General features: G+C 75.4%; 18 protein-coding genes. 3 read left to right on the top strand and 15 right to left on the bottom strand.

All coding sequences use genetic code 11. The features are described from left to right. Positions 1 to 23: 23 nt before the first annotated feature. The 7 genes from I8N68_RS30010 to recN form a co-directional block, all read right to left on the bottom strand. Positions 24 to 2,510: a hypothetical protein gene (locus tag I8N68_RS30010; RefSeq protein WP_200216288.1), complete on the bottom strand. Its 2,487-nt coding sequence runs from the start codon at positions 2,508 to 2,510 to the stop codon at positions 24 to 26. Continuing rightward, entirely contained in the window at positions 2,510 to 3,652 is a 1,143-nt protein-coding gene (locus I8N68_RS30005; protein ID WP_200216286.1) for a glycosyltransferase family 4 protein, read from the bottom strand. The genes I8N68_RS30010 and I8N68_RS30005 overlap by 1 nt, the downstream gene beginning before the upstream one ends. Beyond that, positions 3,649 to 5,340 (bottom strand): murein biosynthesis integral membrane protein MurJ, encoded by a 1,692-nt coding sequence (gene murJ / locus I8N68_RS30000; RefSeq protein ID WP_200216284.1) that lies wholly within the window; start codon positions 5,338 to 5,340, stop codon positions 3,649 to 3,651. Before murJ ends, I8N68_RS30005 begins: the two co-directional genes overlap by 4 nt. A 1-nt stretch (position 5,341) precedes the next feature. Further along, positions 5,342 to 6,205, bottom strand: coding sequence for a hypothetical protein (locus tag I8N68_RS29995; RefSeq protein WP_200216282.1), 864 nt, complete (start codon positions 6,203 to 6,205; stop codon positions 5,342 to 5,344). A 61-nt stretch (positions 6,206 to 6,266) separates the two neighbouring features. Next, a complete protein-coding gene (locus I8N68_RS29990) occupies positions 6,267 to 7,208 on the bottom strand; it encodes a copper transporter (RefSeq protein ID WP_200216280.1) in 942 nt (313 codons plus the stop codon). A gap of 27 nt (positions 7,209 to 7,235) precedes the next feature. Then, positions 7,236 to 8,414, bottom strand: coding sequence for a putative cytokinetic ring protein SteA (gene steA, locus I8N68_RS29985; RefSeq protein ID WP_200216278.1), 1,179 nt, complete (start codon positions 8,412 to 8,414; stop codon positions 7,236 to 7,238). Positions 8,415 to 8,532: 118 nt separating this feature from the next. Next, on the bottom strand, positions 8,533 to 10,290 hold the full coding sequence (gene recN, locus I8N68_RS29980) for a DNA repair protein RecN (RefSeq protein WP_200216276.1): 1,758 nt from the start codon (positions 10,288 to 10,290) through the stop codon (positions 8,533 to 8,535). Between the two features lie 86 nt (positions 10,291 to 10,376). Between recN and I8N68_RS29975 the strand changes: the two genes are divergently transcribed. Next, on the top strand, positions 10,377 to 11,360 hold the full coding sequence (locus I8N68_RS29975) for a helix-turn-helix domain-containing protein (RefSeq protein ID WP_200216275.1): 984 nt from the start codon (positions 10,377 to 10,379) through the stop codon (positions 11,358 to 11,360). A 45-nt stretch (positions 11,361 to 11,405) separates the two neighbouring features. Here I8N68_RS29975 and I8N68_RS29970 read toward each other — a convergent pair whose 3' ends face one another. The 5 genes from I8N68_RS29970 to I8N68_RS29950 form a co-directional block, all read right to left on the bottom strand. Then, positions 11,406 to 15,134 carry a S8 family serine peptidase gene (locus I8N68_RS29970; protein WP_200216274.1) on the bottom strand — a complete coding sequence of 1,243 codons (3,729 nt, stop codon included), beginning with the start codon at positions 15,132 to 15,134 and terminating at the stop codon, positions 11,406 to 11,408. Between the two features lie 187 nt (positions 15,135 to 15,321). Continuing rightward, complete coding sequence (locus tag I8N68_RS29965; RefSeq protein ID WP_200216273.1) at positions 15,322 to 16,206, bottom strand: NAD kinase; 885 nt, start codon at positions 16,204 to 16,206, stop codon at positions 15,322 to 15,324. Further along, positions 16,203 to 17,054 (bottom strand): TlyA family RNA methyltransferase, encoded by an 852-nt coding sequence (locus I8N68_RS29960; RefSeq protein WP_200216272.1) that lies wholly within the window; start codon positions 17,052 to 17,054, stop codon positions 16,203 to 16,205. Before I8N68_RS29960 ends, I8N68_RS29965 begins: the two co-directional genes overlap by 4 nt. Before the next feature lie 22 nt (positions 17,055 to 17,076). Then, on the bottom strand, positions 17,077 to 17,340 hold the full coding sequence (locus I8N68_RS29955) for a hypothetical protein (protein WP_200216271.1): 264 nt from the start codon (positions 17,338 to 17,340) through the stop codon (positions 17,077 to 17,079). 28 nt (positions 17,341 to 17,368) lie between these two features. Continuing rightward, positions 17,369 to 17,935 carry a phasin family protein gene (locus I8N68_RS29950; protein WP_200216270.1) on the bottom strand — a complete coding sequence of 189 codons (567 nt, stop codon included), beginning with the start codon at positions 17,933 to 17,935 and terminating at the stop codon, positions 17,369 to 17,371. A 115-nt stretch (positions 17,936 to 18,050) separates the two neighbouring features. Here I8N68_RS29950 and I8N68_RS29945 point away from each other — a divergent pair, with 115 nt between their 5' ends. After that, a complete protein-coding gene (locus I8N68_RS29945; protein WP_200216268.1) occupies positions 18,051 to 18,386 on the top strand; it encodes an SCP2 sterol-binding domain-containing protein in 336 nt (111 codons plus the stop codon). 9 nt (positions 18,387 to 18,395) lie between these two features. On the opposite strand, the gene I8N68_RS29940 is transcribed toward I8N68_RS29945, so the two are convergent. The 3 genes from I8N68_RS29940 to I8N68_RS29930 all read right to left on the bottom strand — a co-directional run bounded on the left by I8N68_RS29940 (position 18,396) and on the right by I8N68_RS29930 (position 22,074). After that, positions 18,396 to 19,826 carry an NF041680 family putative transposase gene (locus I8N68_RS29940; RefSeq protein WP_372433906.1) on the bottom strand — a complete coding sequence of 477 codons (1,431 nt, stop codon included), beginning with the start codon at positions 19,824 to 19,826 and terminating at the stop codon, positions 18,396 to 18,398. Between the two features lie 152 nt (positions 19,827 to 19,978). Further along, on the bottom strand, positions 19,979 to 20,998 hold the full coding sequence (locus tag I8N68_RS29935; RefSeq protein ID WP_200216263.1) for an HAD-IIA family hydrolase: 1,020 nt from the start codon (positions 20,996 to 20,998) through the stop codon (positions 19,979 to 19,981). Continuing rightward, complete coding sequence (locus tag I8N68_RS29930; RefSeq protein ID WP_234040862.1) at positions 20,995 to 22,074, bottom strand: tetratricopeptide repeat protein; 1,080 nt, start codon at positions 22,072 to 22,074, stop codon at positions 20,995 to 20,997. Before I8N68_RS29930 ends, I8N68_RS29935 begins: the two co-directional genes overlap by 4 nt. Between I8N68_RS29930 and I8N68_RS33765 the strand changes: the two genes are divergently transcribed. After that, positions 22,030 to 23,529, top strand: coding sequence for an amino acid adenylation domain-containing protein (locus tag I8N68_RS33765; RefSeq protein ID WP_200216246.1), 1,500 nt, complete (start codon positions 22,030 to 22,032; stop codon positions 23,527 to 23,529). The two genes, I8N68_RS29930 and I8N68_RS33765, sit on opposite strands and share 45 nt — an antisense overlap. The last annotated feature ends 42 nt before the right edge of the window (positions 23,530 to 23,571 follow it).

The following is a 23,571-nucleotide window of genomic DNA, read 5'->3' as shown; positions in this document are numbered from 1 at the left end:
GCGCACGTCGGGGCCGGTGCGGGTCAGCCGGCGGCGACCTCGGTCGATGCCGGACCCGGCTGGGTGGGCACCGACACCGGCCGCCCGTCCGGCCGGGGCGGGGCCGGATCGGCGGTGGGCGTAGGCCCGCCGTCGGCCGTCTCCCGCCGGTCGGAGCCGCCGGCGTCCGTCCCGCCCGGTCCGGCGTGGCGGTCCGAGGTGGGCCCGGTGCCACCGGCAGGGGCGGCGGCACCGTCGGAGTCGGTGCGAGCCACCGCGTCGTCCGGTCGGTCCGCGGCCGCCGCCGGCCGGGCCGGGGCACCAGGGTCGACGGCCCGCCCGTCCAGCGCGCGGCTCCCGCCGGGGCGGTCGCCGCCGTCGGTGGGGCCGTCCGCCGTGCCGCCGGGTCCCTCGTCGCCGGGCCGTCCGGTCCGGGGCTGGGTGCGGTCGGTGGAGTGGTCCAGCACCCGCAGCGCGGCCAGCGCGGCCATCGGCACCGCCAGCGCCCCGGCCGCCCCGGCCACGTCCAGCGCCGAACCGCCGAGCAGCCCGCCGATGCCGGCGGCCACCGCCGTACCCGCCATCGCCGCCCGGATCGCCGGGTAGATCCCGAACAGCCGCAGCAGGCCGCCCCAGGGCTGCAGCAGCGCGAACCAGACCAGCGCCGCCCCGGCCAGGGCCAGCACGGTCAGCGGGCTGTTGACCAGGGTCTCCACGTTGGCGGTGCCGGAGCGGTGCACGGTGAGCCCGCCGGTGCCGTCGCCGAGCGCGGCCAGAAACCGGCCCAGGCTGCCCCGCTCGCTCGCCGGGCGGCGCACGTCCACCACCGCGAAGCCGATGGTGACCGCCAGCCCGGCCATGGTGGCCCAGGCGAGCCGGCTCACGGTGAGCCAACCGCCGGTGCTGATCGCCGCGGCGACGCTCACCCCGGCGGTCAGCGCGATCGCGCCGATCGAGTCGGCGCCCAGGTAGGGGCTGCCGACGACGACCACCGCCGACCCGCCGACGGCCACCATCACCATGGGGCGCCAGGCGCGCCGCACCCGCTGGGCCAGCCAGCCCGCGCTGAGCAGCGAGCCGGCGATGAAGACGCCCAGGCCGACGGTGCCGAGGCCGGAGTACCGGCCGCCCTCCAGCGCCGAGTAGCCGACCACGCCGTTGAGCTGCAACCGCGACCCGGTGAGCACGTCCACCCCGATCACCAGGGTGGTCAGGCCGGCGACCGCGCCGAGCGGGCCGAGGGTGCGGTCGTGCCCGGGGGTGAACCGGACCGCCGCCGTGCCGCCCACGATCAGCAGGGCGGTGACCACGGCGAACCACCAACCGGCGTGCTGGCCCCGCCACCAGGGAGCCGCGTCGGCGAGCAGGGCGGCCGGCACGGCGAGGGCGGCGGCGACGAGCAGCAGCTCCACCGTGGCGACCACCCGCCGGGAGACCGGTTCGGGTCCGTGCGGGCCGGCGTGCCGGCGGGCCCGGCGCAGCAGTGGCAGCACCGCGATGGCGAGGGCCACCTGGGCGACGGCGAGCAGGGTGAAGAACCAGCCGGCCACCCGGCGCTGGGCGCCGGCCTCGCGGTCGGCGTCGGCCGGTTCGTCGATGGCGGCGCGCAGGTCCGCCGGCCGGTCACCGACCGAGACGGCGGGACGGCCGAGGAAGAGTCGCTCCGGCATCGGCCGGCCCAGCGCCGCCAGGGCGGTCGGCGCCAGGTCGACGAGCTGGAGATAGCCCTCCCGGGCGGTACTCGCGGAGGTCAGCCAGCCCTGCTCCCAGCCGGGACCGTCGGCGATGGCCACGTGCAACCGGGACGGCTGGTCGGTGTCGGAGACGCCGGCGACGATCACCAGCGAGCGGGGCGGGCGGGCGGCCAGCACCCGGGCCAGCTGGGCGTCCGCCTGCCGGGCCTGGGCCGCCCGGGACGCCGGATCCTCGCCGGCCACGCTGCCCAGGTCGACGATGCTCAGCACGCACGAGCCGAGCAGCGGGGTCGGGTCGGCGGGAAGCACCGGCGCGTACCGGTCGACGCGCCCGAACGGGCGCGCGGCGGCCACCGCCGCGTCCGGCCCGACCGCCACCGAACAGCGGACGGACTCCGACAATGCGCCCGGCGTCGCGCCCCACGACAGCCGGTCCTGGTTGTACTGGACGACGCTCTCCTGGTCGGGGAGGTTGGCGCCGAAGCCGTCCGGCTGCTCCACGGTCACCCCGGTGGGCGGACAGCCGTCCCGCTGCCGGCTGCCGTTCCAGGCGGCGAAGTTGCCCGCGCCCAGGGTGAGCCAGCCGTCGACCGGGCAGGTGGGCTGGTGCGCCGAGCGCACCGACAGCGAGCCGATCGACCCCTGCTCGGCCATCCGCCACAGCGTCGGGGTGGTCTGCGGATCGACATCCTCCCAGCGCAGCCCGGCCACCCCGGCCACCACCACGAAGTCGGCGCTGCGCCCCGGGGCGCCGGTGTCCGGGCGGGCGGCCAGCGCGGTGATGCCGAGCACCACCACGAGCAGGGTCAGCAGCACCGGGGCCAGTCTGCGCAGCATCAGCGGCGCCCCGTCGACGGGTCCGCCTCGGCGGGCGCCAGCTCGCCGTAGAGGGCGGTCAGCGTGGCGACCGTGTCCGCCTCGGTCGGCCAGGTCGCCGCCCGGGCCGCGCCCCGGCGGGCCAGGTCGGCCCGGCCGGCGGCGTCGTCCAGCAGCTCCCGCACCGCCGCGTCGACCGCGTCCACGTCGCCGGGCGGGACCAGCACCGCCGCGTCGCCGACCAGCTCCGGCAGGCCGCCCACGGCGGTCGCCACCAGCGGCACGCCGGCCCGCAGCGCCTCCTGGGCGAAGAGCTGGCGGGCCTCCCAGTCGCTGGTGACCACCGCCAGGTCGGCGCCGGCCAGCAGGTCGGCCACGTCGGTGCGGTGCCCGAGCAGGGTCACCGGCGCCCGGGCGGTGGAGATCCGGGCGGCGAGCTGAAGGTAGGCGGGACCGCTGCCGGCGATGACCACGGCCGGCGCCGGATTCCGGGTACGCCAGCGGGCGGCGGCGTCGACCAGCACGTCGTACCTCTTCTGGCGGTGCAGCCGGCCCACCGAGAGGATCAGCGGGCGGTCGGGGGCGACGCCGAACTCGGCGCGGACGGCGGCCCGGCGGCGGCGCGGCGCGGGCAGCACGGGCGCGGCGACCGGGGCCAGCCGGGCGTCGGTGGCGCCCAGCGCTTCCGCCCGCTCGACCAGGTCGGCGGAGGCGCCCAGCGCCACCCGGGCGGAGCGGGCGACCACCCGCTCGGCGAGCCGGGACAGCTGGCCGCGCAGCCCGCCGACGAGCACCGCGTTGTGCCAGGTGACCACCAGCGGGGCGGCCGGGCGGGCGAGGACGGCGACCAGCCCGGCCCGCAGTCCGTGCGCGTGCACGACCTGGGTGGGGGTGTCGGCGAGCGCCCGGCGCAGGGCCGCGACGGCCCGCGCGTCGGCGGGCGTGGGGCTGGCGGAGATCTCCACCGGCGTGAAGCGGGCACCGACCCCGATGAAGTCGAACTGGTCCTGGGTGGCGGCCGGGCCGCAGACCAGCACGCTGGCGCCCGCGGCGACCAGGCCGCGGGCGATCGAGCGGACGTGCTGACCCACCCCGCCCGTACTGGAGGCGAGCACCAGGGCCACCGAGCCGGGCCACCGCTGCGCCGCCGTGGCGTCGGTCATGAAGACACCGTCTCCTTCCCGTCACCCCGGTCCGGGGGAACCTGGTCCTCCTGCGTACCGCCGCGGGCGGGCGGGCGCTTCCGGCCCAGCCGGCGCAGCACGGCGGTGAGCAGCGGCCGGACGTCCCGTTCGTCGGTCAGCCAGGCGACGGCGAGGAACAGGGCCGCCACCACGACCCCGGACAGCATGCCCTGAACGAGCGCCTCCGATGTCGTCGGGGTCCCGTCGCCCAGCCCGGCGAGCCAGCGGGAGGTGGCCGCCCCGGCCAGCCCGGCGACCGCCGCGGCGAGCAGGCCGGCGGCACCGGCCCGGCCCACCCCGGCCAGCGCGTCGCGGCCGGCCGAGCGGAGCACGGCGGCGATCAGCAGCCCGCCGAGGAGCAGCATGCCGCCGGAGGTGGCCAGGGTCACCGCCGGCACCCGGTCCGTGAGGGGCAGCAGCCGCCCGAGGAGCACCGCCAGGACCGGCACGGTCAGCCAGCCCACGGCGGTGGCCACGGTCGCCGCCCGGGTCTCCCCGCGCGCGTACAGGGCCCGGGTGAGCACGGCGAAGAGGCCGTAGCCGAGCAGGCCGGGCGCGAACCCGGCGATGGCGGCGGCCGCGGTGCCGGCCACCGGCGGGTCGAAGAAGAAGTGTCCGACCGGGCCGGCGGTGCCGACCAGCGCGGCGGCGCCCAGCAGGCTGAACAGGACCACCCCGCGCACCGCCGGGGCGAGGGTGTCCCGGTACGCCCGCTCGTCACCGGCCGTCCGGGCGGCGGCGAGGGTGGGGTACGCGGCGACGGCCAGCGGCACGGCCAGCACCGCCCACGGCAGGAAGTAGATGGTCTGCGCGATGTTGTAGACGCCCGGGTTCGACTCGGCCCCGTAGGTGACCCGGTTGAGGCTGACCATCAGGGCGATCTGCTGGGCGGTGACGGTGACCACCCCGGCGACCGCCAGCCCGCCGACCCGGGCGCGGGCGTCGGCGGGGAAGCCGTAGCCGGGCCGCAGTCGCAGTCCGAGCCGGCGCAGCGGGATCAGCAGCGACAGCGAGAGCACCACCACGCCGAGGGTGGTGCCGCCGGAGAGCAGCAGCTCCCCGCCGCGGCTGGCCTCGCCGACGGTTGCCAGCCGCCCCTCGGCGGCAGTGAAGCCCAGGTAGACCACGATGACGGTGAGGCTGGACAGCAGCGGCGCGATGACCGGCCAGGCGAACCGCCGGTGTGCCTGGAGGACCCCGGTGAGCACGATGCCCACGCCGTAGAGCGGCAGCTGCGGCGCGAAGACGAGCAGCATCCGGGCACCGGCCTCCCGCTGACCGGGGCTGAGGCCCGGGCCGAGCAGCCCGATCAGCGGGTCGGCGAGCAGCGCCACCAGCACCGCCAGCGGCACCAGCAGGCTGAGCGTCCAGGTGAGCAGGGCGCCGGTGGTGGCGGCGACGCCCCGCCGATCGCCGGCGTCCACCGCGCCCGCGAGCAGCGGTACGACCAGACTGGCCAGCGCCCCGCCGGCCACGATCTCGAAGATGAAGTTCGGCAGGTTGTTCGCCACCACGTACGCGCCGCCGAGGTCGGTCGGGGCGAGCGTCCAGGTGAAGACGGCGGTACGACCGAAGCCGGCCAGCCGGCTGACCACGGTGAGCGCGGCGATGAGGGCGGCCGCTCCGGCCACACGGCCGGCGCCGGCGAGGGGTGCCCGGGTCTTCACGTCAGTCGTCGAGCCGGCCCAGCGCGTCGAGCTCCCGCAGCCCCGGGGTCCGCTGGATGACCTGGGTGAAGCTGACCTTCTCACTGGCGGCGGTGAGCGCGGCGAGCGCGGCGAGGACGCCGGCCCGGCCGAGCGGCCCGGTCCGGGCGGCCAGGCTGACGCCGAGCAGCGCGCCCAGGGCGTTGGCGCCGCTGTCGCCGAGCATCACCCGCTCGTCGAGGTCGTCGCGGAGCAGCCCGGCGGCCGCCCCGGCCGCGCCGACGGCGATGCCGCCGTGCGGGCCGCCGGCCAGCGGCGCGCCGAGCAGCAGGCCCGACTTCAGCGCCCGACCGGGACGCAGGTCGAGCAGGTTGAGCAGGTTCGCGGTGCCGGCGATCACGCCGGCGCCGAGCAGCACGTCAAGGCCACTGCCGAGGGCGCCGTGGCGCTGCCGGCGGGGGTGCGCGGCGACCCGCTGGTCGGCGGCGAGCAGCGCGGCCGCGGCGAGTCCGGCGGCGCCCACCCCGACGATCTTGACGAGGCCGGCGGTGACCCGCCCCTCCCGCAGCGCGGCGAGGTGCCCGGCGAAGCCCTTGGCGGTCTTCTGCTCGGGGCGCGCGCCGACCACGTCGTCGTAGAGCCCGACCGCGCCCGCGCCCAGCCCGGCGACCAGCGCGGCCCCGCCGGCGGGGGCGCTGCCCGCGCCGAGCGCGCCGGCCGTGGCGGCACCGACGGCGAGCGCCGGGCCGGCGGCCAGGGTCACCGTCCGGCCGCGGAAGTTGGTCCGTTCCAGCGCCGGCCCCACCGGGGCGGTACGCACCTCCCGCAGCACGTACCGGGCGGCGACCGCCCCCGCGCCCGCGGCCAGCAACCGACCCAGTGTCACGCGACCCCTCCGATCCGGATACCCAGCGCGATGCGGTGCAGATTGGACACCGGTCGACCGCTCACTGGGGCAGTTTAGGCAGCAGCGCGGCGGCGTTGTCGCCGACACCGTACTGGCCGGCCTTCTTCTCGGTCAGCTGCTGCACCAGGGCGAGCGTGGTGACCAGCTGGCCCTGGACGGTGTTGGCGTTGTCGACGGTGGAGATGTTCTGCGACAGGACCGGGTCGCCGCGCACGACGGAGACCACGTTGCCGCCCGCCGCGCCGTTGCCGCCGACCACGATCGCGCCGGTGCGGTCGAACTGCTCGGCGACCTTCACCACCGACTCGTCCTTCTTCGCCGAGTCCTTGTCCACGTACGGCTGGCCGCTGACCAGCACCACCGCCTCGGCTGCCCCGGTCACCTTGTCCTCCGTGGTGAGGTACCCGGCGTTGGAGTACGCCGACAGCGCTGTCCTGCGGTCGGTGTCGGAGACCGGCGGGGTGCCCTGCGGGCGGTCGAGCAGGACGCTGGCCAGCAGGGCGCTGGAGGTCTCCACGCCGTGCCCGTTGCCCGGCAGGCCCGCGGTGGGGGCGCTGTTGGGGCGGGCGGCGGTGACGGCCAGCTCCAGCAGGTTGTTGTTGTTGTCCGGGTTGATGAACTTGTCCTGCAGGTCGACCCGGCCGGTGACGTTCGCGCCGGCGAGCTGGAGCATCTTCAGCACGCCCTCGGTGTGCTCCCGGCCGCTGGGCAGCGTGAGCACCAGCACCCGCCGGCCGGTGAGCTTGCCGGGGAGGACGACCTGCGACATTTCCGCCGCGAAGTCCTCCTCCAGCTCCAGCTCCTTCTGCATGCTGTTGACCGACTGGCGCATCTGTTGGTTGTCCTTGCTCAGCGCGTTGACCCGCTCCTTGAGCGAGTCGGCGACGGGCCCGTTGAGGGCGGCCGTGCCGACCACCAGGCCGATCGCCAGCGCGAGGAAGACCGCGGTGAGGGACACCACGTGGTAGCGGAAGTTGATCACGCTTGCAGCCTCTTGATCGTCGGGGAGCTAGAAGAGCTGGCCGAGCTGGAACACAAGATTGTCCCACCATTCGGAGACCACGCCCAAATACGCCTTCCCGACGGTGGAGACCGCCACCGCGGACGCCATCGCGGCCACCGCCGAGAGGATCAGCAGCAGCAGCGAGGAACCGGAGATGCTCTGCCGGTAGAGCCGGCTCACGCCCTTGGCGTCGACCAGCTTGCCGCCGACCTTCAGCCGGGTCAGGAAGGTAGAGGCCATGCCGCCCCGGCCCTTGTCGAGGAACTCCACCAGCGTGGCGTGGGTGCCGACCGCGACCAGCAGCGAGGCGCCCTTCTCGTCGGCCAGCAGCATGGCCAGGTCCTCGCTGGTGGCGGCGGCCGGGAAGGTGATCGCCGGCACGCCGAGGCCGGTGACCCGGGGCAGACCGGGCGCCCGGCCGTCCGGGTAGGCGTGCACGATCACCTCGGCGCCGCAGCGCAGCACGTCGTCGGTGACCGAGTCCATGTCGCCGATGATCATGTCGGGGGTGTAGCCCGCCTCGACCAGCGCGTCCGCGCCGCCGTCCACGCCGATGAGCACCGGCTTGAACTCCCGGATGTACGGGCGCAGCACGTCCAGGTCGGCCTTGTAGTCGTAGCCGCGGACCACGATCAGGCAGTGCCGGCCCTGGATCTGCGTCTGGATGTCCGGTACGCCGACCCCGTCGAGCAGCAGGTCGCGTTCCTGCTTGAGGTAGTCCATGGTGTTGGCGGCGAACGCCTCCAGCTGGACCGACAGCCCCTCCCGGGCGTCGGCCATCGCCTTGGCCACCGTCTCGGCGTCCTGCAGGGCGCCGTGCGCGACCGGCTCCTCGCCGACGAAGACCGTGTTGCCCTCGATTCGGACGGTGTCGCCCTCCCGGATCTGCTCGAAGACGCTCTCGCCCAGGTCGTCCAGGAGCGGGATGCCGGCGGCGACCAGCACCTCCGGCCCCAGGTTGGGGTAGCGGCCGGAGACGGAGGGCTTGGCGTTGAGCACCGCGGCGACGCCGACGGCCACCAGCGAGTCCGCCGCGACCCGGTCCAGGTCGACATGGTCGATGACCGCGATGTCACCGGGTCGGAGCCGGCCCACCAGCCGTTTCGTACGGCGGTCGAGGCGCGCGGTGCCGAGGACTGAGCCCGGCTCCGCGGTCCGGGTCCGGCGCAACGTGGGTAGACGCATCGTGACCATCCTGGCATGTGAGGCAGATTTAGCTGTCGCGACATGCCTGAGCAGGGCCGCCTACCCAGGGAAGCACACCCGAGCGCACGTCGGTGTGCTTGCGCTCACAAACCCGGCGTCACGGTCGCCTTTCCTTGGCCGCCACGGCCAGGAGTTCCTCCGCATGCGCGATACCCAGGTCGGAATCCGGCAAACCCGCGAGCATCCGGGCCAACTCCCGGGCACGCTCGGTGTCCTCCACCACCCGTACCCCGCTGGTGGTCACCGCTCCCCCGGTGTCCTTCGCCACCACCAGGTGCCGGTCGGCGAACGCCGCCACCTGCGGCAGGTGGGTGACGACGAGGACCTGGTGGCTGCGGGCCAGCCTGGCCAGCCGGCGGCCGATCTCCACCGCCGCCTGCCCGCCGACGCCCGCGTCCACCTCGTCGAAGACCAGGGTGGGCGGGCCGCCGGAGCCGGCGAAGACCACCTCGATGGCGAGCATCACCCGGGACAGCTCGCCACCGGAGGCGCCCCGTTGCAGCGGCAGCGACGGCGCGCCCGGGTGGGCCAGCAGGCGCAGCTCCACCTCGTCCGCGCCGTCCGGCCCGACAGCCGCCTCGACCCCGTTGACGGGCAGGCTGGGCTCGGCCCGGCCGGCCGGGCGGGGCAGCACCGCCACCTCGATCCGGGCGTGCGGCATGGCCAGCCCGGCCAGCTCGACGGTGACCTGCTCGGCGAAGCGGACCGCCGCCTCCCGCCGAGAGGTGGAAACCCGACCGGCCAGCTCCGCCACCTCGCCGGCCAGCCGGGTCGCCTCGCGGTCCAGCTCGTCGAGCAGGTCGTCGGAGGTGTCCAGGTCGGACAGTCGGGTGCGGGCCCGCTCGGCCCAGGCGATCACGCCGTCGACGTCGTCGGCGTACTTGCGGGTCAGCGCGCGCAGCGCGGCCCGCCGCTCGTAGAGCACCTGCAACCGGGCCGGATCGGCGTCCAGCGTCGCCAGGTACGCCGACAGCTCCGCGGAGACGTCGGTCACCAGGGTGGCCGCCTCCTCCAGCCGGGCGGCCAGCTCGCCGAGCGCCGGATCGGTGCCGGCCTGCGCCTCGAGGGTGCGCCGGGCGGTGCCGAGCAGCGCGGTCGCGTCGGGGACCTCGTCGGCCGCCTCCACCCCGCCGGCGACGCACTGCTGGGCCAGCTGCGCCGCGGTGCGCAGCCCCTCGGCGTGCTCGAGCCGCTGCGCCTCGGCCTTCAGCTCGTCGTCCTCGCCGGGCTGCGGGTCGACCCGGGTGATCTCGTCCAGGCCGAGCCGGAGCAGGTCCGCCTCCTGGTTGCGCTCGCGGGCGTTGCGCCGCCGGTCGGCCAGGTCGTCGACCACCGCCCGCCACCCGGTGTACGCCTCGCGCAGCGCGTCGAGCAGCTTCTCGTGCCCGGGGCCGGCGAACCGGTCCAGCGCCGCCCGCTGCTCGGCCGGGCGCAGCAGGCGCAACTGGTCGGACTGGCCGTGCACGGCCACCACCTGGTCGCCCACCTCACCGAGCATCGACACCGGCATGCTCCGGCCGCCCAGGTGCGCCCGGGACCGGCCCTCCACGGTGACGGTGCGGCTCAGCAGCAGCGTGCCGTCCTCGTCGGGCTCGCCGCCGGCGTCGGTGATCCGGGCGTGCACCGTGTCGGCCACCCGCCCGTCGAGGCGCAGCCGCCCCTCCACCACCGCCCGGCCCGGTTGTGCCCGCACCCGCCCGGCGTCGGCCCGGCCGCCGAAGAGCAGCCCGAGGCCGGTCACGACCATCGTCTTGCCGGCACCGGTCTCGCCGGTGATGACGTTCATCCCGCCGGTCAACGGCAGCGTGGTGTCCTCGATGACGCCCAGTCCGGTGATGCGCAGCTCTTCCAGCACAGCACCCGACAGTAGACGCGGGGCCTGACAGTTGACCAGCCCGCGACGCCGCATCGGGGAACGCGGGCGGCGTACAGTCTTGCCCCGTGTTGCACGTGATCGGGCTGAGCCCGGGCGAGGAGGAGGTCTACCGCTGCCTCGTCCAGCTCACCACGGCCGGGGTCGAGGGGCTGGTCGAGCGGCTGCGCCGGCCACGCGCCGAGGTCGTCGCGCACCTCGACGCCCTGCGCGGCAAGGGGCTGGTGCTGCCGGCCGGGCCGGAGCCACATGCACCGCTGCGGCCGCTGGCACCCGACGTCGCGCTCGGCGAGGCGCTGCTGCGCCGGCAGGAGGCGCTGGAGGCGGCCCGGGCGGCGGTCACCCAGTTGACCGAGGAGTACCGCGCCGGGATGCGGCGGCACGACGCCGACCACCTGGTGGAGGTGATCACCGGGGCGGGGGTGCTCCGCGAGCGCTTGCGGGACCTGCAGGACGCTGCCCGGCTCGAGGTGCTCTGGTTCTGCCGGGCCAACCCGCTGGCCATGTCCGGCGAGGAGAACGTCGAGGAGTTCGACGCGCTGGCGCGCGGGGTACGCTACCGGGCCATCTACGAACGCGAGATGCTCCTCGAACCGGGCGCGCTGGAGGACCTCGAGCGGGGCGTCCGCGCCGGCGAGCAGGCCCGGGTGCTGGACCGGCTGCCGGTCCGGCTGGCCATCGTGGACGCCCGGACGGCGATCTGCCCGTTGGTGCCGGACCGGGACGGCGGTGAGCCGAGCGCCGCGGTGATCGGCCGCAGCCAGCTGCTCGACGCGCTGCTCGCCCTCTTCGAGAGCCACTGGCTGATGGCGACGCCGCTGCGCTCCACCGCCCCACCCGCGGACCAGGCGGGTGACGGCTACCGGCCGGAGGCCGACGAGGTTCGGCTGCTCTCGCTGTTCGTGGCCGGCGTACCGGACAAGTCGATCGCCTCCCAGCTCGGGGTGAGCCGCCGTACGGTGCAGCGGCGGCTGGCCGACCTGATGACGGTCGCCGGCGTGGACACCCGGCCCGGGCTGGCCTTCCAGGCGGCACGGCGGGGCTGGATCTGAGGCGACGGGGCGGGACGGCGCCACGGCCGTCCCGCCCCGCCCGCGTCAGCGCAGCCCGTACGCGTCGACCACGGTCTGGTCGACGGTGTTCCCGGCGCGGTCGCCGGCGTGCACCCGCAGCGACACCGTGCCGCGTCCGGCCGGCACCGTGGCGGTGAACTGGGCGCCCGAGCCGTGCACCGGCACGGTCCGCCAGTTGCGCCCGCCGTCGAACGACACCTCGACCCGCACCCCGACGCCGGTCGGCGCCGGTACGCCGGCCGGCTGGCGCAGGGTCAGCCCCACCTTGTGCGGCTGGCCGCCGGGCACCTCGCCCCGCAGGTCCGCCGGGACCTGGTAGTCGACCTGCAGCAGCGACAGCGGCTGGGCGGCGTCACCGGTGGGCCGGGCCGAGGTGAACTGCCAGGCGGTCTCGGTACGCGTGGCCCACCGCCACTCGTCCGAGGCGCGCTGGGTGGTGACGTCCAGCCGGTACCGGGCCGCACCCGGGGTGGTCTGCACCGGCGCCCAACCGTCGGAGAGGTCGGCGATCTGCTGCCCGTCCCGGCTCAGCCGGCGCTCGACGGTGTCCTGCTCCTCGCCGAACCCGGCCGCGCTGTGGTGGCCGTCGGCGTCGACGAACTCGGCCACCCGCAGGTCGAGGGTGTCCCCGGTACGCGTGGGCACCGGCACCCCGGAACCCGCCGGCACGGCCGGCCGGACCACCGGCGCGTACCAGGTCTCGGTGACCCGGTCGTCGGCGGCGTACTGCCGGGGCTGCTCCATGGCGCCCCCGAGCAGCCGGCCCCAGGACCATTGGAGCCGGTGCAGCATCTGCTGCTGCCACCAGTTGTCCCCGGCGCTGACGAACTCCTGGCGCACGGTGCCGGTACGCACCAACCGCTTTTCGTCCATCCAGGAGTACTCCTGCCATGGCCGCCAGCCGAACCGCTGCTCGTCGGCCCAGTCGAACCCGCCGGTGTCGGCGTAGCTGGCGGTCACCTCGGCGGTGTTGTCCGCGGTCACCCGGTGCACGATGTGATCCGGGATCCGCCCCTTCGACACCTGCCACACGTCGTACAGGTAGGGGCTGTTCGGGGTCAGCGTCAGGTCCAGCGTCACGTGTCCGGCCTTCGCCGCCGCGATCATCCGCTGCCCGCCGTCGTACGCGACCACCATCGACGGGATCGGCAGGCGATCCCCGTCGGGAGCCCAGTCCGTCCACGCGCTCCACTCCGCCGGGCGGACGATGAGCACCATCGCGGCGCCGGCCGCGGTGGCGTCGGCGACCATCTGGCCCTCGTCGGTGCGGTCGGGTCTGCCGGCGACCAGCGCGGCCGCACCCCGGACCCCGGCCCGGGACAGCTCGGCGGGGGTGCCGTCGCCCGCCCACACCAGCGGCAGCTTCCGCCGGCCGTCCGGAGCCGGCGACTGGCGCAGCAGGTTGATGTCCAGCGGACCGGAGACGTTGCTGACCTTGGCGTCCACCATGGGGGCGACCAGCTGCCAGCGGGAGGCGAACTCGAACTCGCCCTCGCGCACCGGCGGGGTCGGCGTGACGTTCACCTGCTCGACCGTGCTGAACTCCATCGTGCCGTGGTCGACCTGCCGGCCGTTACCGAAGATCCGGTGCTCGAAGAAGCTGATCACCGCCCGCTGCTCGGTCGGCTTCGGCGTCTCGATCCGCACCGGGGTGCCCTTGCGTGGGTCGAGCACCACGGTCATGTCGCGGGTCACCATCAGCTCGGGATCGGTGACCAGGGTGCGCTGCTCGTGCTGCGGGGTGCCGTGTTGGAACAGCCCCCCGAGCAGGTACGGGCCCTCCTCGACCTGGACCTGCGCCTCGCCAGGGATCCAACCGATCTGGTCCGACTCGGAGTGCTCGCCGAAGAGGGTGAACACCGTCGCCACGCCGGGCTGCCCGGCCATGTCCAGCGCGCGCAGGGTGACGGTGTGCAGCGGGCCCTTGCGGGTGAGGCCGACGGCGGTGCGCACCGCCACGCCATCCGCACCGGTCGCCACCAGCCACCCGCCGTACATCCCGCGGTCCAGCTTCGCCGGGTCGGCGCGCAGCGGAACGGCCACGCTGCCGCCGGCGGGCACCGTCACCTCGGAACCGACGGAGACGCCGTCGGCCTCGGCGGTGCCACTGTCCAGGTTGCGAAGCTCCAGGGCCAGCCGCAGGGTCTGCGGGGACGACGTGCCGTTGGTGTACGTCACGGTCCGCTCCGCCACCGCATCGCCGGCGTGCACCCGCCCGAAGTCGGCGGTGGCCGAGCCGTACACCCGCTGGCTCAGCGCGCGGGCCACGTCCACCCGGCCCCCGCCCTGCTCGAAGACGGTCAGCGCGGGGTTCGCCTTCGTCGTGCTGACCAGCGCGTCCTTGAGCTTCCCGGCGGTCCAGTCCGGGTGTTCCTGGGCGAGGATCGCCGCCGCGCCGGCAACATGCGGGGTGGCCATCGACGTCCCGGACGCCCGCGTGTACGCGTCGTCCACCGCCGTACCCATGGTGGTGCCGGCGGCGCGGGCGGCGACGATGCCGACGCCCGGCGCGGTGAGCTCCGGCTTCAGGCCGTTGTCGCCCAGGCGCGGACCGCGGCTGGAGAAGTCGGCCAGATTGTCGTCACGGTCCACCGCGCCGACGGTGAGCGCCGCACTGGCCGCGCCAGGCGCCCCGACGCTACGCGCCTGACCGAAGTTGCCGGCGGCGATCACGAAGAGCGTGCCGGTCTCGGCGGTGAGGTCGTTGACCGCCAGGCTCATCGGGTCGGTTCCGTCGGTCGGGTCGCCGCCGAGGCTCATGCTGACCACCTTCGCGCCGGAGTGGGCGGCCCACTCCATGCCCGCGATGATGTCCGAGCCGTAACCGCTGCCGTTGTTGTCGAGCACCTTGCCGATCAGCAGCTGTGCGCCGGGGGCGACGCCCTTGCGCAGCTCGTTGGAGGCGGCGCCGCTGCCCGCGATGGTGGAGGCCACGTGGGTGCCGTGGCCGTGCCCGTCCCGGGCGCTGCCGCTGCCGGAGAAGTCCTGCGCCTCGGCGATCCGGCCGGCCAGGTCGGGGTGGCCGGCGTCGACTCCGGTGTCGAGCACCGCGACCCGGACGCCGGTGCCGTCCCGGCCGGCCGCCCAGGCGGCCGGGGCACCGATCTGCGGCACGCTGTGCTCCAGATCCGCGTGGACCCGCCCGTCCAGCCAGACGCGGGCGATGCCGGCGCCGAGCCGGGGTGTGCCGGCGGTGGTCCGGGCCGCCGGCGTGCCGCGCAGCGTGGTCCACAGGCCGCCGAGGTCGCCCTTGCCGACCCGCAGCGCCGCGCCGTTGATGCTCTGCAGCGGCCGGGCGGCGGTGGCGCCGGCGAGCGGCCGCACCCGCCCGGCGGCCGGCTGCTGGTAGCGGACGATCAGCGGCAACGCGCCCTGCGCGGCGTCGCCGTAGCCCTCGGCGGCCAACTCCTCCACATCGAACAGGTTGGAGTCGAGCACCCCGGCGGAGACGTACGGTACGACGTCGCTGGGCAGCACCCGCAGCCGGCCGTCGGCCTCCACGGTGTGGAAGGTGATCCGCTCCCGGCCGGGGCCGGGGTGGACCGTGGCGGCGACCCGGCCGGGCGCGGCCTGGACCAGGTCGACCTGGTCGCCGGTGATCAGGGTGACGCGGACGGGCGCGACGCCCGGAACGGGCGCGGCCGGAACCGGGGGGATGGGCCGGACGGGCGGGTCGGCGGACGCCGGTGCGGCGAGCCCGACCACCAACGCGCCGACCGCGCCGGCGGTGAGCCAGCGTGGAGGCCAATGCATGCGATGTGCTCCTCTTCTCCGAGGGCCGATCCCAGGAGATCGACCACTCGGAGTCTGCGACGGAGATCATCGATGGTCACTAGCTGCGGCCCGCCGCATCGGCGACATGTCGCCAGGTGGACAACGGACGACCGGGGCCGGGCCGCCGGATGTCCGGCGGGCGGCGACCGGCGACGGGGCGCCCGCGTCAGCGGCGGCTGCCGCGCCAGCCCTGCACCGGCAGGTCGAACTTGGCGACCAGCCGATCGGTGAAGGGCCGCGCCCGGAGCCGGACGATCCGTACCGGCAGCGCGCCCCGGCGGACGGTCACCTTGGCGCCCGGGGGCAGGTCGTAGACCCGCCGTCCGTCGCAGCTGAGCACCGCCAGGGTGGTGAACGGGTCGACGGTGATGACGAAGGTCGACGTCGGCGCGGTCACCAGCGGCCGGCTGAACAGCGCGTGCGCGCTGATCGGCACCATTAGCAGCGCCTCCACCTCCGGCCAGACCACTGGTCCGCCGCCGGAGAAGGCATACGCGGTGGAGCCGGTCGGGGTCGCGCAGACCACCCCGTCGCACCCGTACCGGGACAGCGGCCGGCCGTCGACGTCGACGAGCAGCTCCAGCATCTGGGCGCGCTCGCCCTTCTCGACGCTGATCTCGTTCAGCGCCCACGACTCGATGGTGGGGCCGCCCTCGAACTCGGCGGTGACGTCGAGGGTGAGCCGCTCGTCCACGGTGTAGTTGCGCCCGACCACGTCGCGGACCGCGACGTCCAGGTCGCCGATCTCCGCCTCGGCGAGGAAGCCGACCTTGCCGAGGTTGATGCCGAGCAGCGGGGCCTTCGCGGGCCGGGCCAGCTCGGCCGCCCGCAGGAAGGTACCGTCGCCGCCGAGCGCGAAGACGATCTCCGCCCCTTCGGCGGCCTCCGGACCGGTCACCGGGACCACGCCCGGCAGGTCCAGGTCGTCGACCTCCTCGGCCACCACCCGCACCTCGAAGCCGGCGGCGATCAGGTCCGCGGCCACCGCGCGGGCGTGCTCGGTGCTGCGGCGGCGGCCGGTGTGCGTCACCAGCAGTGCGGTCCGGCTCACCGGGCGGCCTCCTCGATCGTGGGATTCGCAGGCGGTGGGTAACCGGCGGGGCCGGCGGCCACCACCGCGCGGACCCGCTCCGGGTCGGCGGCGGGGGCGCCCCGGCGTAACCATACGAAGAACTCGACGTTGCCGCTCGGCCCGGGCAGCGGGCTGGCGGCCACGTCGGCGAGGCCCAACCCGAGCTGCGCCGCCGCCGCCGCGACGTCGAGCACCGCCTCCGCCCGCAACGCGGGATCCCGGACCACGCCCCCGGCGCCGACCCGCTCCCTGCCGACCTCGAACTGCGGCTTGACCATCAGCGCCAGGTCGCCGTCGGGCCGGGTGCAGCCGGCCAGCGCCGGCAGCACCAGCCGCAGCGAGATGAACGACAGGTCGGCCACGGTCAGGTCGACCTGGCCGCCGATGGCCTCCGGGGTCAGCGTCCGGACGTTGGTGCGCTCGAACACCCGCACCCGCGCGTCGTTGCGCAGCGGCCAGGCCAGCTGGCCGTAGCCGACGTCGACCGCCACCACCTCGGCCGCGTCGGCGCGCAGCAGCACGTCGGTGAAGCCTCCGGTCGAGGCGCCGGCGTCCAGGCAGCGCCGGCCGGCCACGATCAGGCCGCCGGGGGCGAACGCGGCGAGGGCGCCGGCCAGCTTGTGGCCGCCGCGCGAGACGTACTCGGTGCCGGGGTCCTCACCGGTCACCAGCAGCGGATCGGCGGGGTCGACCAGCGCCGCGGGCTTGCGGGCGGGCACCCCGCGCAACTGGACCCGGCCGGCCTCCACCAGCGCGGCGGCCTGCTCACGGGAGCGGGCCAAACCGCGGCGGACGAGTTCGGCATCCAGCCGGTTGCGACGTGCCATGGGCGGTTCTTCTCCGGTGGGGTCAGGCCTGGTCGATGCTGGCCAGGGTCTCGCGCAGCGTCTCGTACGCCGCCTCGTACTGGGCGATCTGGTCGGCCGGGGAGAGCGTCGCGGCGTTGATCATGGCCTGCACGGCGGCGTCCACCGCCGGGTGCCGGGCCTCCTCGACGTCATCCAGCGACGGCGGCGGGCCGGGCCGGACCCCGGGCGGCGGACCGGGACGCGCACCGATCGGCGGGCCGGGTGGACCGGCCGGCGGCGGGCCCGGACGGTACGGGCCGGTCATGACGCGGCCCGGTGGCGCACGGGGGTACTCACGCGGCGCCGCCCGGGGTCTGCCGGCGACCCGGCGCCTTCTTCGCCGGGCGGACCGGCGTGGCCGGCGACTCCTCCGCGGGCGTGCGCGCAACGGTCGCCGGCGGCTTCCTCGCGATCGCCTTCTTCGCCACGGTCCTCTTCGCCACCGCCTTCTTGGCCACGGCGGTGCCGGGCAAGGGCGCCGGCACGCCCGGCGGAGCGGAGACCGGCGCACCCGCGCCGGGTGGGGCGGAGACCGGCGCACCCGCGCCGGTCGGGGCCGCCTTCGCCTCGCGCAGCTGCCGTTCCAGCTCGTGCACCCGGCGGGTCAGCTCCGCGACCTCGTCGGCGGTGGCCAGTCCCACCGCGCCCAGGGCCCGGTCCACCTCGAAGCGGACCAGCTTGGTCAGCGCCTCCCGGTTCGCCTGGCCGGTGGAGACGAGCTCCTCGGCGAGCGCCTGCAACTGGCCGGCGGTGGCGCCGCCCTGGCCGACCACGCGCCGAACGGCGTCCTGGGCCTTCTTCCGGGGCGCCTCCGTCAGGCCCATGGCCAGCTCAAGGTAGGCGCGCCACGCGTCCTGCATGCCTGAGTCCTTCCGCGGGGCGGGGTGTGCAGGTGTCACGCTACCGGGCACCTCCGACCACCCGTTGCGGTACCGTGCCCGGGAACGGCGTGGCGCGGGCGGTGAAGGAGACGATGTGGCCAGCGTGGACGAGTGCCGGCAGGCGTTGCAGGATCTGGCCGCCCGGCTGGACCGCCACGCCGACGTGCAGGACCGGATCGACCTGGACCGGACGCTGGCCTGCCGGGTCACCGATCTGGGCACCGCGTTCCACGGCCGGCTCGCCGGTGGCCGCCTGGTCGACCTGGCCGACGGCGACGATCCGAAGGCCAAGATCGCGCTGAGCTCCAGCAGCGACGACCTGGTCGCGCTGGTGCACGGTCAACTCGACATCACCAAGGCGGTCACCTCGCGCCGGATCTCCATCAAGGCCAACCCGTTCGACCTGATGAAGCTGCGCAAGCTGCTCTAAGCTTGTCGTTTAACCCGTCTGCTCTCGTCGTTCGGTGATGGACTGGGCGCGTTTGATGGTCTTGCCGACGTCGTAGCTGGGCGCGGGCTGCCTGTTCTTCGAGCCTTGGGGCCGTCCGGGTCCGGCCTTGCCTGGTTTGGGTGCGCCGGCGGGGTGGGTGGTCTTCGTGTGGATGTGGCGAAATCCGCGGCGGACCCGGGCCGGGGTGAGCCGGTCGGGGCCGGCGGGTCGTTCCCAGGGCCGGCGGAGGTCCTCGGCGAGGCCGCGTGCGAGGCGTAGTTGGGTGTGGCAGGCGATGATCAGCCAGGTCCACCGGTCGGCCGCGTCGGGCGTACGGATCTTGGGCCGGGTCCAGCCCAGGGTCTGTTTGAGCAGCCGGAAGGTGTGTTCGAGGTCGAACCTGCGTAGGTAGGACTGCCAGCTGCGGTCCACGTCCGCGGCGGTGGCCGCGGTGATCGAGGTCCACAGCCAGACCGGTTTCGGGTGACGGTCGCCGGGCAGGTGCTGGACCTGCAGCCGGATCAGGGTGCCTTCGATGATCGGCAGGTCGCCTTCGTGGTCGAGCCAGCAGGTGCGGCGGGTCAGCCGTGGGTGGATCTGGTCCCAGGCGGTCGCGGTGGCGGTGCCGTAGCGGGCGGTCTGCGTGGTGGTGACGGTCTGCGGCGCCGGCCAGGTGTCGGGGTCGGCGAGGGCGAGTTCGGGGCCGTGTTTGGGTGGCCGGCCCGTCGTCCCGGGTAGCCGTGGGGGTGGTGGCAGGGTCATCACCCGGTCCGAGCGCAGCCGTCCGAGCAGGTCCACGGGCAGGTCGCCGAGGAGGAACGCCAGGCGGGGGATGTCGTAGCCGGCATCACACACGATCAGGATCCGCGGATCGTTGGTTGCGTGGTGGCCGGCCGCGATGAGGCGTTGCACGACAGCGCGCAGCTGGTCGGCGGTGACGGCGGCCATGTCATCGGCCGGTCCGAGCCGCACCGCGTCCAGGATCGCCGTCCATGAGGTCCGGCCGGTTTCGAGGGCTGCGACGAAGGAGTACGGCCAGCCCGGGATCAGCTGCGACTGGCTCTTGGCTCGGCCGTAGACGTGGCAGAACAGCCGGTCCGGGCTGGTCCGGGCGTCGGAACGCAGCCACGGGCTGACGTCGACAGCGAGAACGATGCGCCCGTCGGCGGCCCGCGGCAGCGGCAGTCCCGCCACAGCGCGGCGCAGCCGGGCGACGTCGACACGGCCGCAGTTCAACCCGTCGTACATGCCGCCGTGGCCACGGCGGTGCTCGGGCGCCAGGACCAGGTCGACCAGGGACCTGACGGGCCCGTCCGTGCACAGCAGCGCGTCGGTCACCTCGAACAGGGCGTCAGCGCGGGCGGTCAGACAGCGGTAGAACTCCGTCCGGAACCTGGACAGAACGGCTAAAGCCTCGACGCGGGCAGCGTCATCGCGCACACTCATCTCCACGGCCTTGGTGTGATCATTCGATGTCTCAGCAACATCCATGATCACGCCAAGGCTGCTTACTGTCCACAATGCACAAAACGATCCCCGGCCGAATCCGCAGCTAATCGGGCCGGGAGGTTAAACGACAAGCTAAGCGGGCGTCAGGCCGCCAGGCCGAGCGCCGACAGCGCCGCGCCCGCCTCCGGCGACGCCGCCCGTACCCGCGGGCCGGCCGAGGCCGACCAGGCCACCGCGCAGAGCGCGGCCAGGGCGTCGAGCGGGCGTCCGGCGCCGCTGAGTGCCAGGTCACCGTCGGTCACCGTCACCGACCAACCCTCGCTCTCGAGGGTGCCGGGCAGCCGGACCACCGCCGCCGGGTCGAAGAGCCCCGCCAGGTCCACGGCTACGTACGTCGGCCGGCGCGACTCGGGGGCGGCCAGCAGCTCCGGTACGTCGCTGACGCCGGTGAGGACCAGCAGGGTGTCCAGCCCGGCCCGGCGGGCGCCCTCGATGTCGGTGTCCAGCCGGTCGCCGACGACCAGGGTCCGCCCGGCCCCCGCCCGACGGGCGGCGGTGGCGAAGAGCGCCGGCTCGGGCTTGCCGACCACCACGTCCGGCTCCCGGTCGAGGGCGGTACGCAGCACCGCCACCAGGGAACCGTTGCCGGGCAGCGGACCCCGCTCGCTGGGCAACGTCCGGTCGGTGTTGGTGGCGTACCAGGGCGCGCCGGCCCGTACCGCCAGCGACGCCTCGGCCAGGTCCACCCAGCCCACCTGTGGGTCGTACCCCTGGGCCACGGCGGCCGGCTCCTCCTCGGCCCGGGACACCGGGCGCAGGCCGACGGCACGGATCTCGGCGCGCAGCGCCTCCGCGCCGACCACCAGCACTGGGGCGTTGGCGGGGAGCCGGTCGCGCAGCAGTTCCGCGGTGGCGGCGGCGGAGGTGAACACCTCCTCCGGCCGGGCCGGCACGCCCATTCCGGTGAGCAGTTCGGCCACCTCACTGGACCGGCGCGACGCGTTGTTGGTGGCGTAGGCCACCCCCGTGCCCTCCGCGCGCAACCGGGCGACCGCCGCCACGGCACCGGGGATCGGCCGGTCGATCAGGTAGATCACCCCATCGAGGTCGAAGACGACCAGGGCGTACCCGTCGACCAGCCGGTCCCCGGCGACCTCGCTCATCGCGGGTCCGAGTCCGCCCCGCGGGCCGGCTCGCCGCCGGTGGTCCCGCTCGCGTCGTCCGCCGGCTCGACCGCACTGGACCGGACCTGATCGGCGACGGCCTGCGCGGCGCCGTCGGTCAGCTCGTCCTCGGCCAAGTCGTCCCCGGCACCGTACCGAACGTCGCCGCCCCGGTCGCCCTCGTCGTCGACGTCGTCCTCATCGTCGAGGTCGTCGTCATCCTCATCGTCGAGGTCGTCGTCCTCGTCGTCGTAGCGAGCGTCGCCGTCGAGGTCGTCGTCCTCGTCCTCGTCGTCTCGGTCGTCCTCGTCGTCCGCGTCGGACCGGTCGTCCGCGTCGTCGACGTCGGCGTCCGGCTCGGTGTCGCCACCGGTCAGGTCGGCGTCGGGACGGGCCGGCACGGCGCCCGGGGCACCCGGTCCGGCGGCGGACTCCTCGGCCGAGGGCTCCTCGTCCTCCTCGTCGCCCTCGATCACCACGCCGTCGAGCTCGAGCAGCCGCTCCGCCGCGTCGGTCTCCCCGTCGGAGTCCAGATCGGCGGCGCGGGAGAACCACTCCCGTGCCTCCTCGCGCCGACCCACGGCGAGCAGCGCGTCCGCGTAGGCGTAGCGCAGTCGCGCGGCCCACGGCTCGGCCGAGTCGGCGGTCAGCTCGGGGACCTGGAGCATCGCCACGGCCGCGTCCTTCTGGCCGAGGTCGCCCCGCGCACCGGCAGCGACGATCAGCAGCTCGATCGCGACGGTCCGGTCGAGCTTGTCCCGGTCTGCGCCCCGGAACAGGTCGATCGCCCGCTCGGGCCGCCCGAGGGCGCGCTCGCAGTCGGCCAGCACCGCCAGGTGGCTCTGCAGACCGGTCATCCGGTGGTACGTGCGCAGCTCGCCGATCGCCGTCTGCCACTCGCCCGCGTGGTACGCGGCCAGTCCGACCGCTTCGCGCACCGCGGAGATCCGCGAGGCGAGCCGGCGGGCGGCGAGGGCGTGCGCCAGCGCCTCCGCCGGGTCCTCGTCGATCAGCTGACCGGTGGCGACCAAGTGCCGGGCGACGGTCTCCGCCACCGGCTTGTTCAGCGAGAGCAGCTCGGCCCGGACGGGCGAATCGAGGTCGCTGGCGACGATCTCGTCCGGCAGCGCCGGCCCGCTGACCCGCTCGCCGCCCTCGGGACGGTCCCGGCGGTCGTCCCGCCGGTCCTGCTGGCCCGCGCCGTAGCCGCCCTGCCGGGCCCGGTCGTCCCGACCCGGTCGGTCGCCGTGGCCCCGCCGGTCGCCCTCCCGCTCGGTACGCGGGCCGCCCCGGTAACCACCCTCGCGCTCCTCGCGGCGGAAGCCACCCTCGCGCGGCGCCCCGCCCTCACGGCGGAAGCCACCCTCGCGACGGTCACCACCGGCGAAGCCGCCCTCACGGCGGTCGCCACCGCGGTAGCCGCCCTCACGCGGCGCGCCGCCCTCACGACGGTCACCACCGCGGTAGCCACCCTCGCGGGGCGCCCCGCCCTCACGACGGTCACCGCCACGGAAGCCCTCACGCGGCGCCCCGCCCTCACGACGGTCACCACCGCGGTAGCCGCCCTCACGCGGCGCCCCGCCCTCACGACGGTCACCACCGCGGAAGCCCTCACGCGGCGCCCCGCCCTCACGACGGTCACCACCACGGAAGCCACCCTCGCGCGGCGCCCCGCCCTCACGACGGTCACCACCACGGAAGCCCTCGCGCGGCGCCCCGCCCTCACGGCGGTCGCCGCCACGGAAGCCCTCGCGCGGCGCCCCGCCCTCACGGCCCTCGCCGCCACGGAAACCACCCTCGCGACGCTCGCCGCCACGGAAGCCACCCTCACGCGGCGCCCCGCCCTCACGACGGTCACCACCACGGAAGCCCTCGCGCGGCGCCCCGCCCTCACGGCGGTCACCACCACGGAAGCCACCCTCGCGGCGGTCGCCGCCCCGGAAGCCACCCTCGCGGCTGTCCTCGCGGCGGAAGCCGCCCTCACGGCGGTCACCACCACGGAAGCCACCCTCACGCGGCGCCCCACCCTCACGGTGGTCACCACCACGGAAGCCACCCTCACGCGGCGCCCCACCCTCACGGCGCTCGCCGCCACGGAAGCCGCCCTCGCGACGGTCGCCGCCCCGGAAGCCACCCTCGCGCGGCGCCCCACCCTCACGGCGGTCACCACCACGGAAGCCACCCTCACGCGGCGCCTCACCGTCACGACGGAAACCACCCTCACGGGGGCCGGAACGGAAGCCGCCCTCACGGCGGTCGCCGCCGCGGAAGCCGCCCTCACGGGGCGCGTCACCGTCGCGGCGGAAGCCGCCCTCACGGCGGTCACCCCCGCGGAAGCCACCCTCGCGGGGAGCGGATCGGAAGCCGCCCTCGCGTCGGTCGCCGCCGGAGGCGCCCCGCTGGCCGCCGGAGCGGTCGTCGCGGTTGCCCCGGTACGGCGGCCGGTCGTCGCGGCGGGCGTCACCGCGCCCCTGCTCGCGGTCGGCACGGTCTTCGTAACGTCGGGGGCGGTCGCCGCCCTGCGGTCCTGAGCTCACAGGTACATCCTTCCTCATTGCGTCGCCAACGACGCT

This window comes from Micromonospora coerulea (genome assembly GCF_016598485.1).
GTDB lineage: Bacteria > Actinomycetota > Actinomycetes > Mycobacteriales > Micromonosporaceae > Micromonospora > Micromonospora coerulea.
The sequence above is the reverse complement of the archived record's forward strand: the minus strand, read 5'-3'. Positions and strand labels throughout refer to the sequence as shown.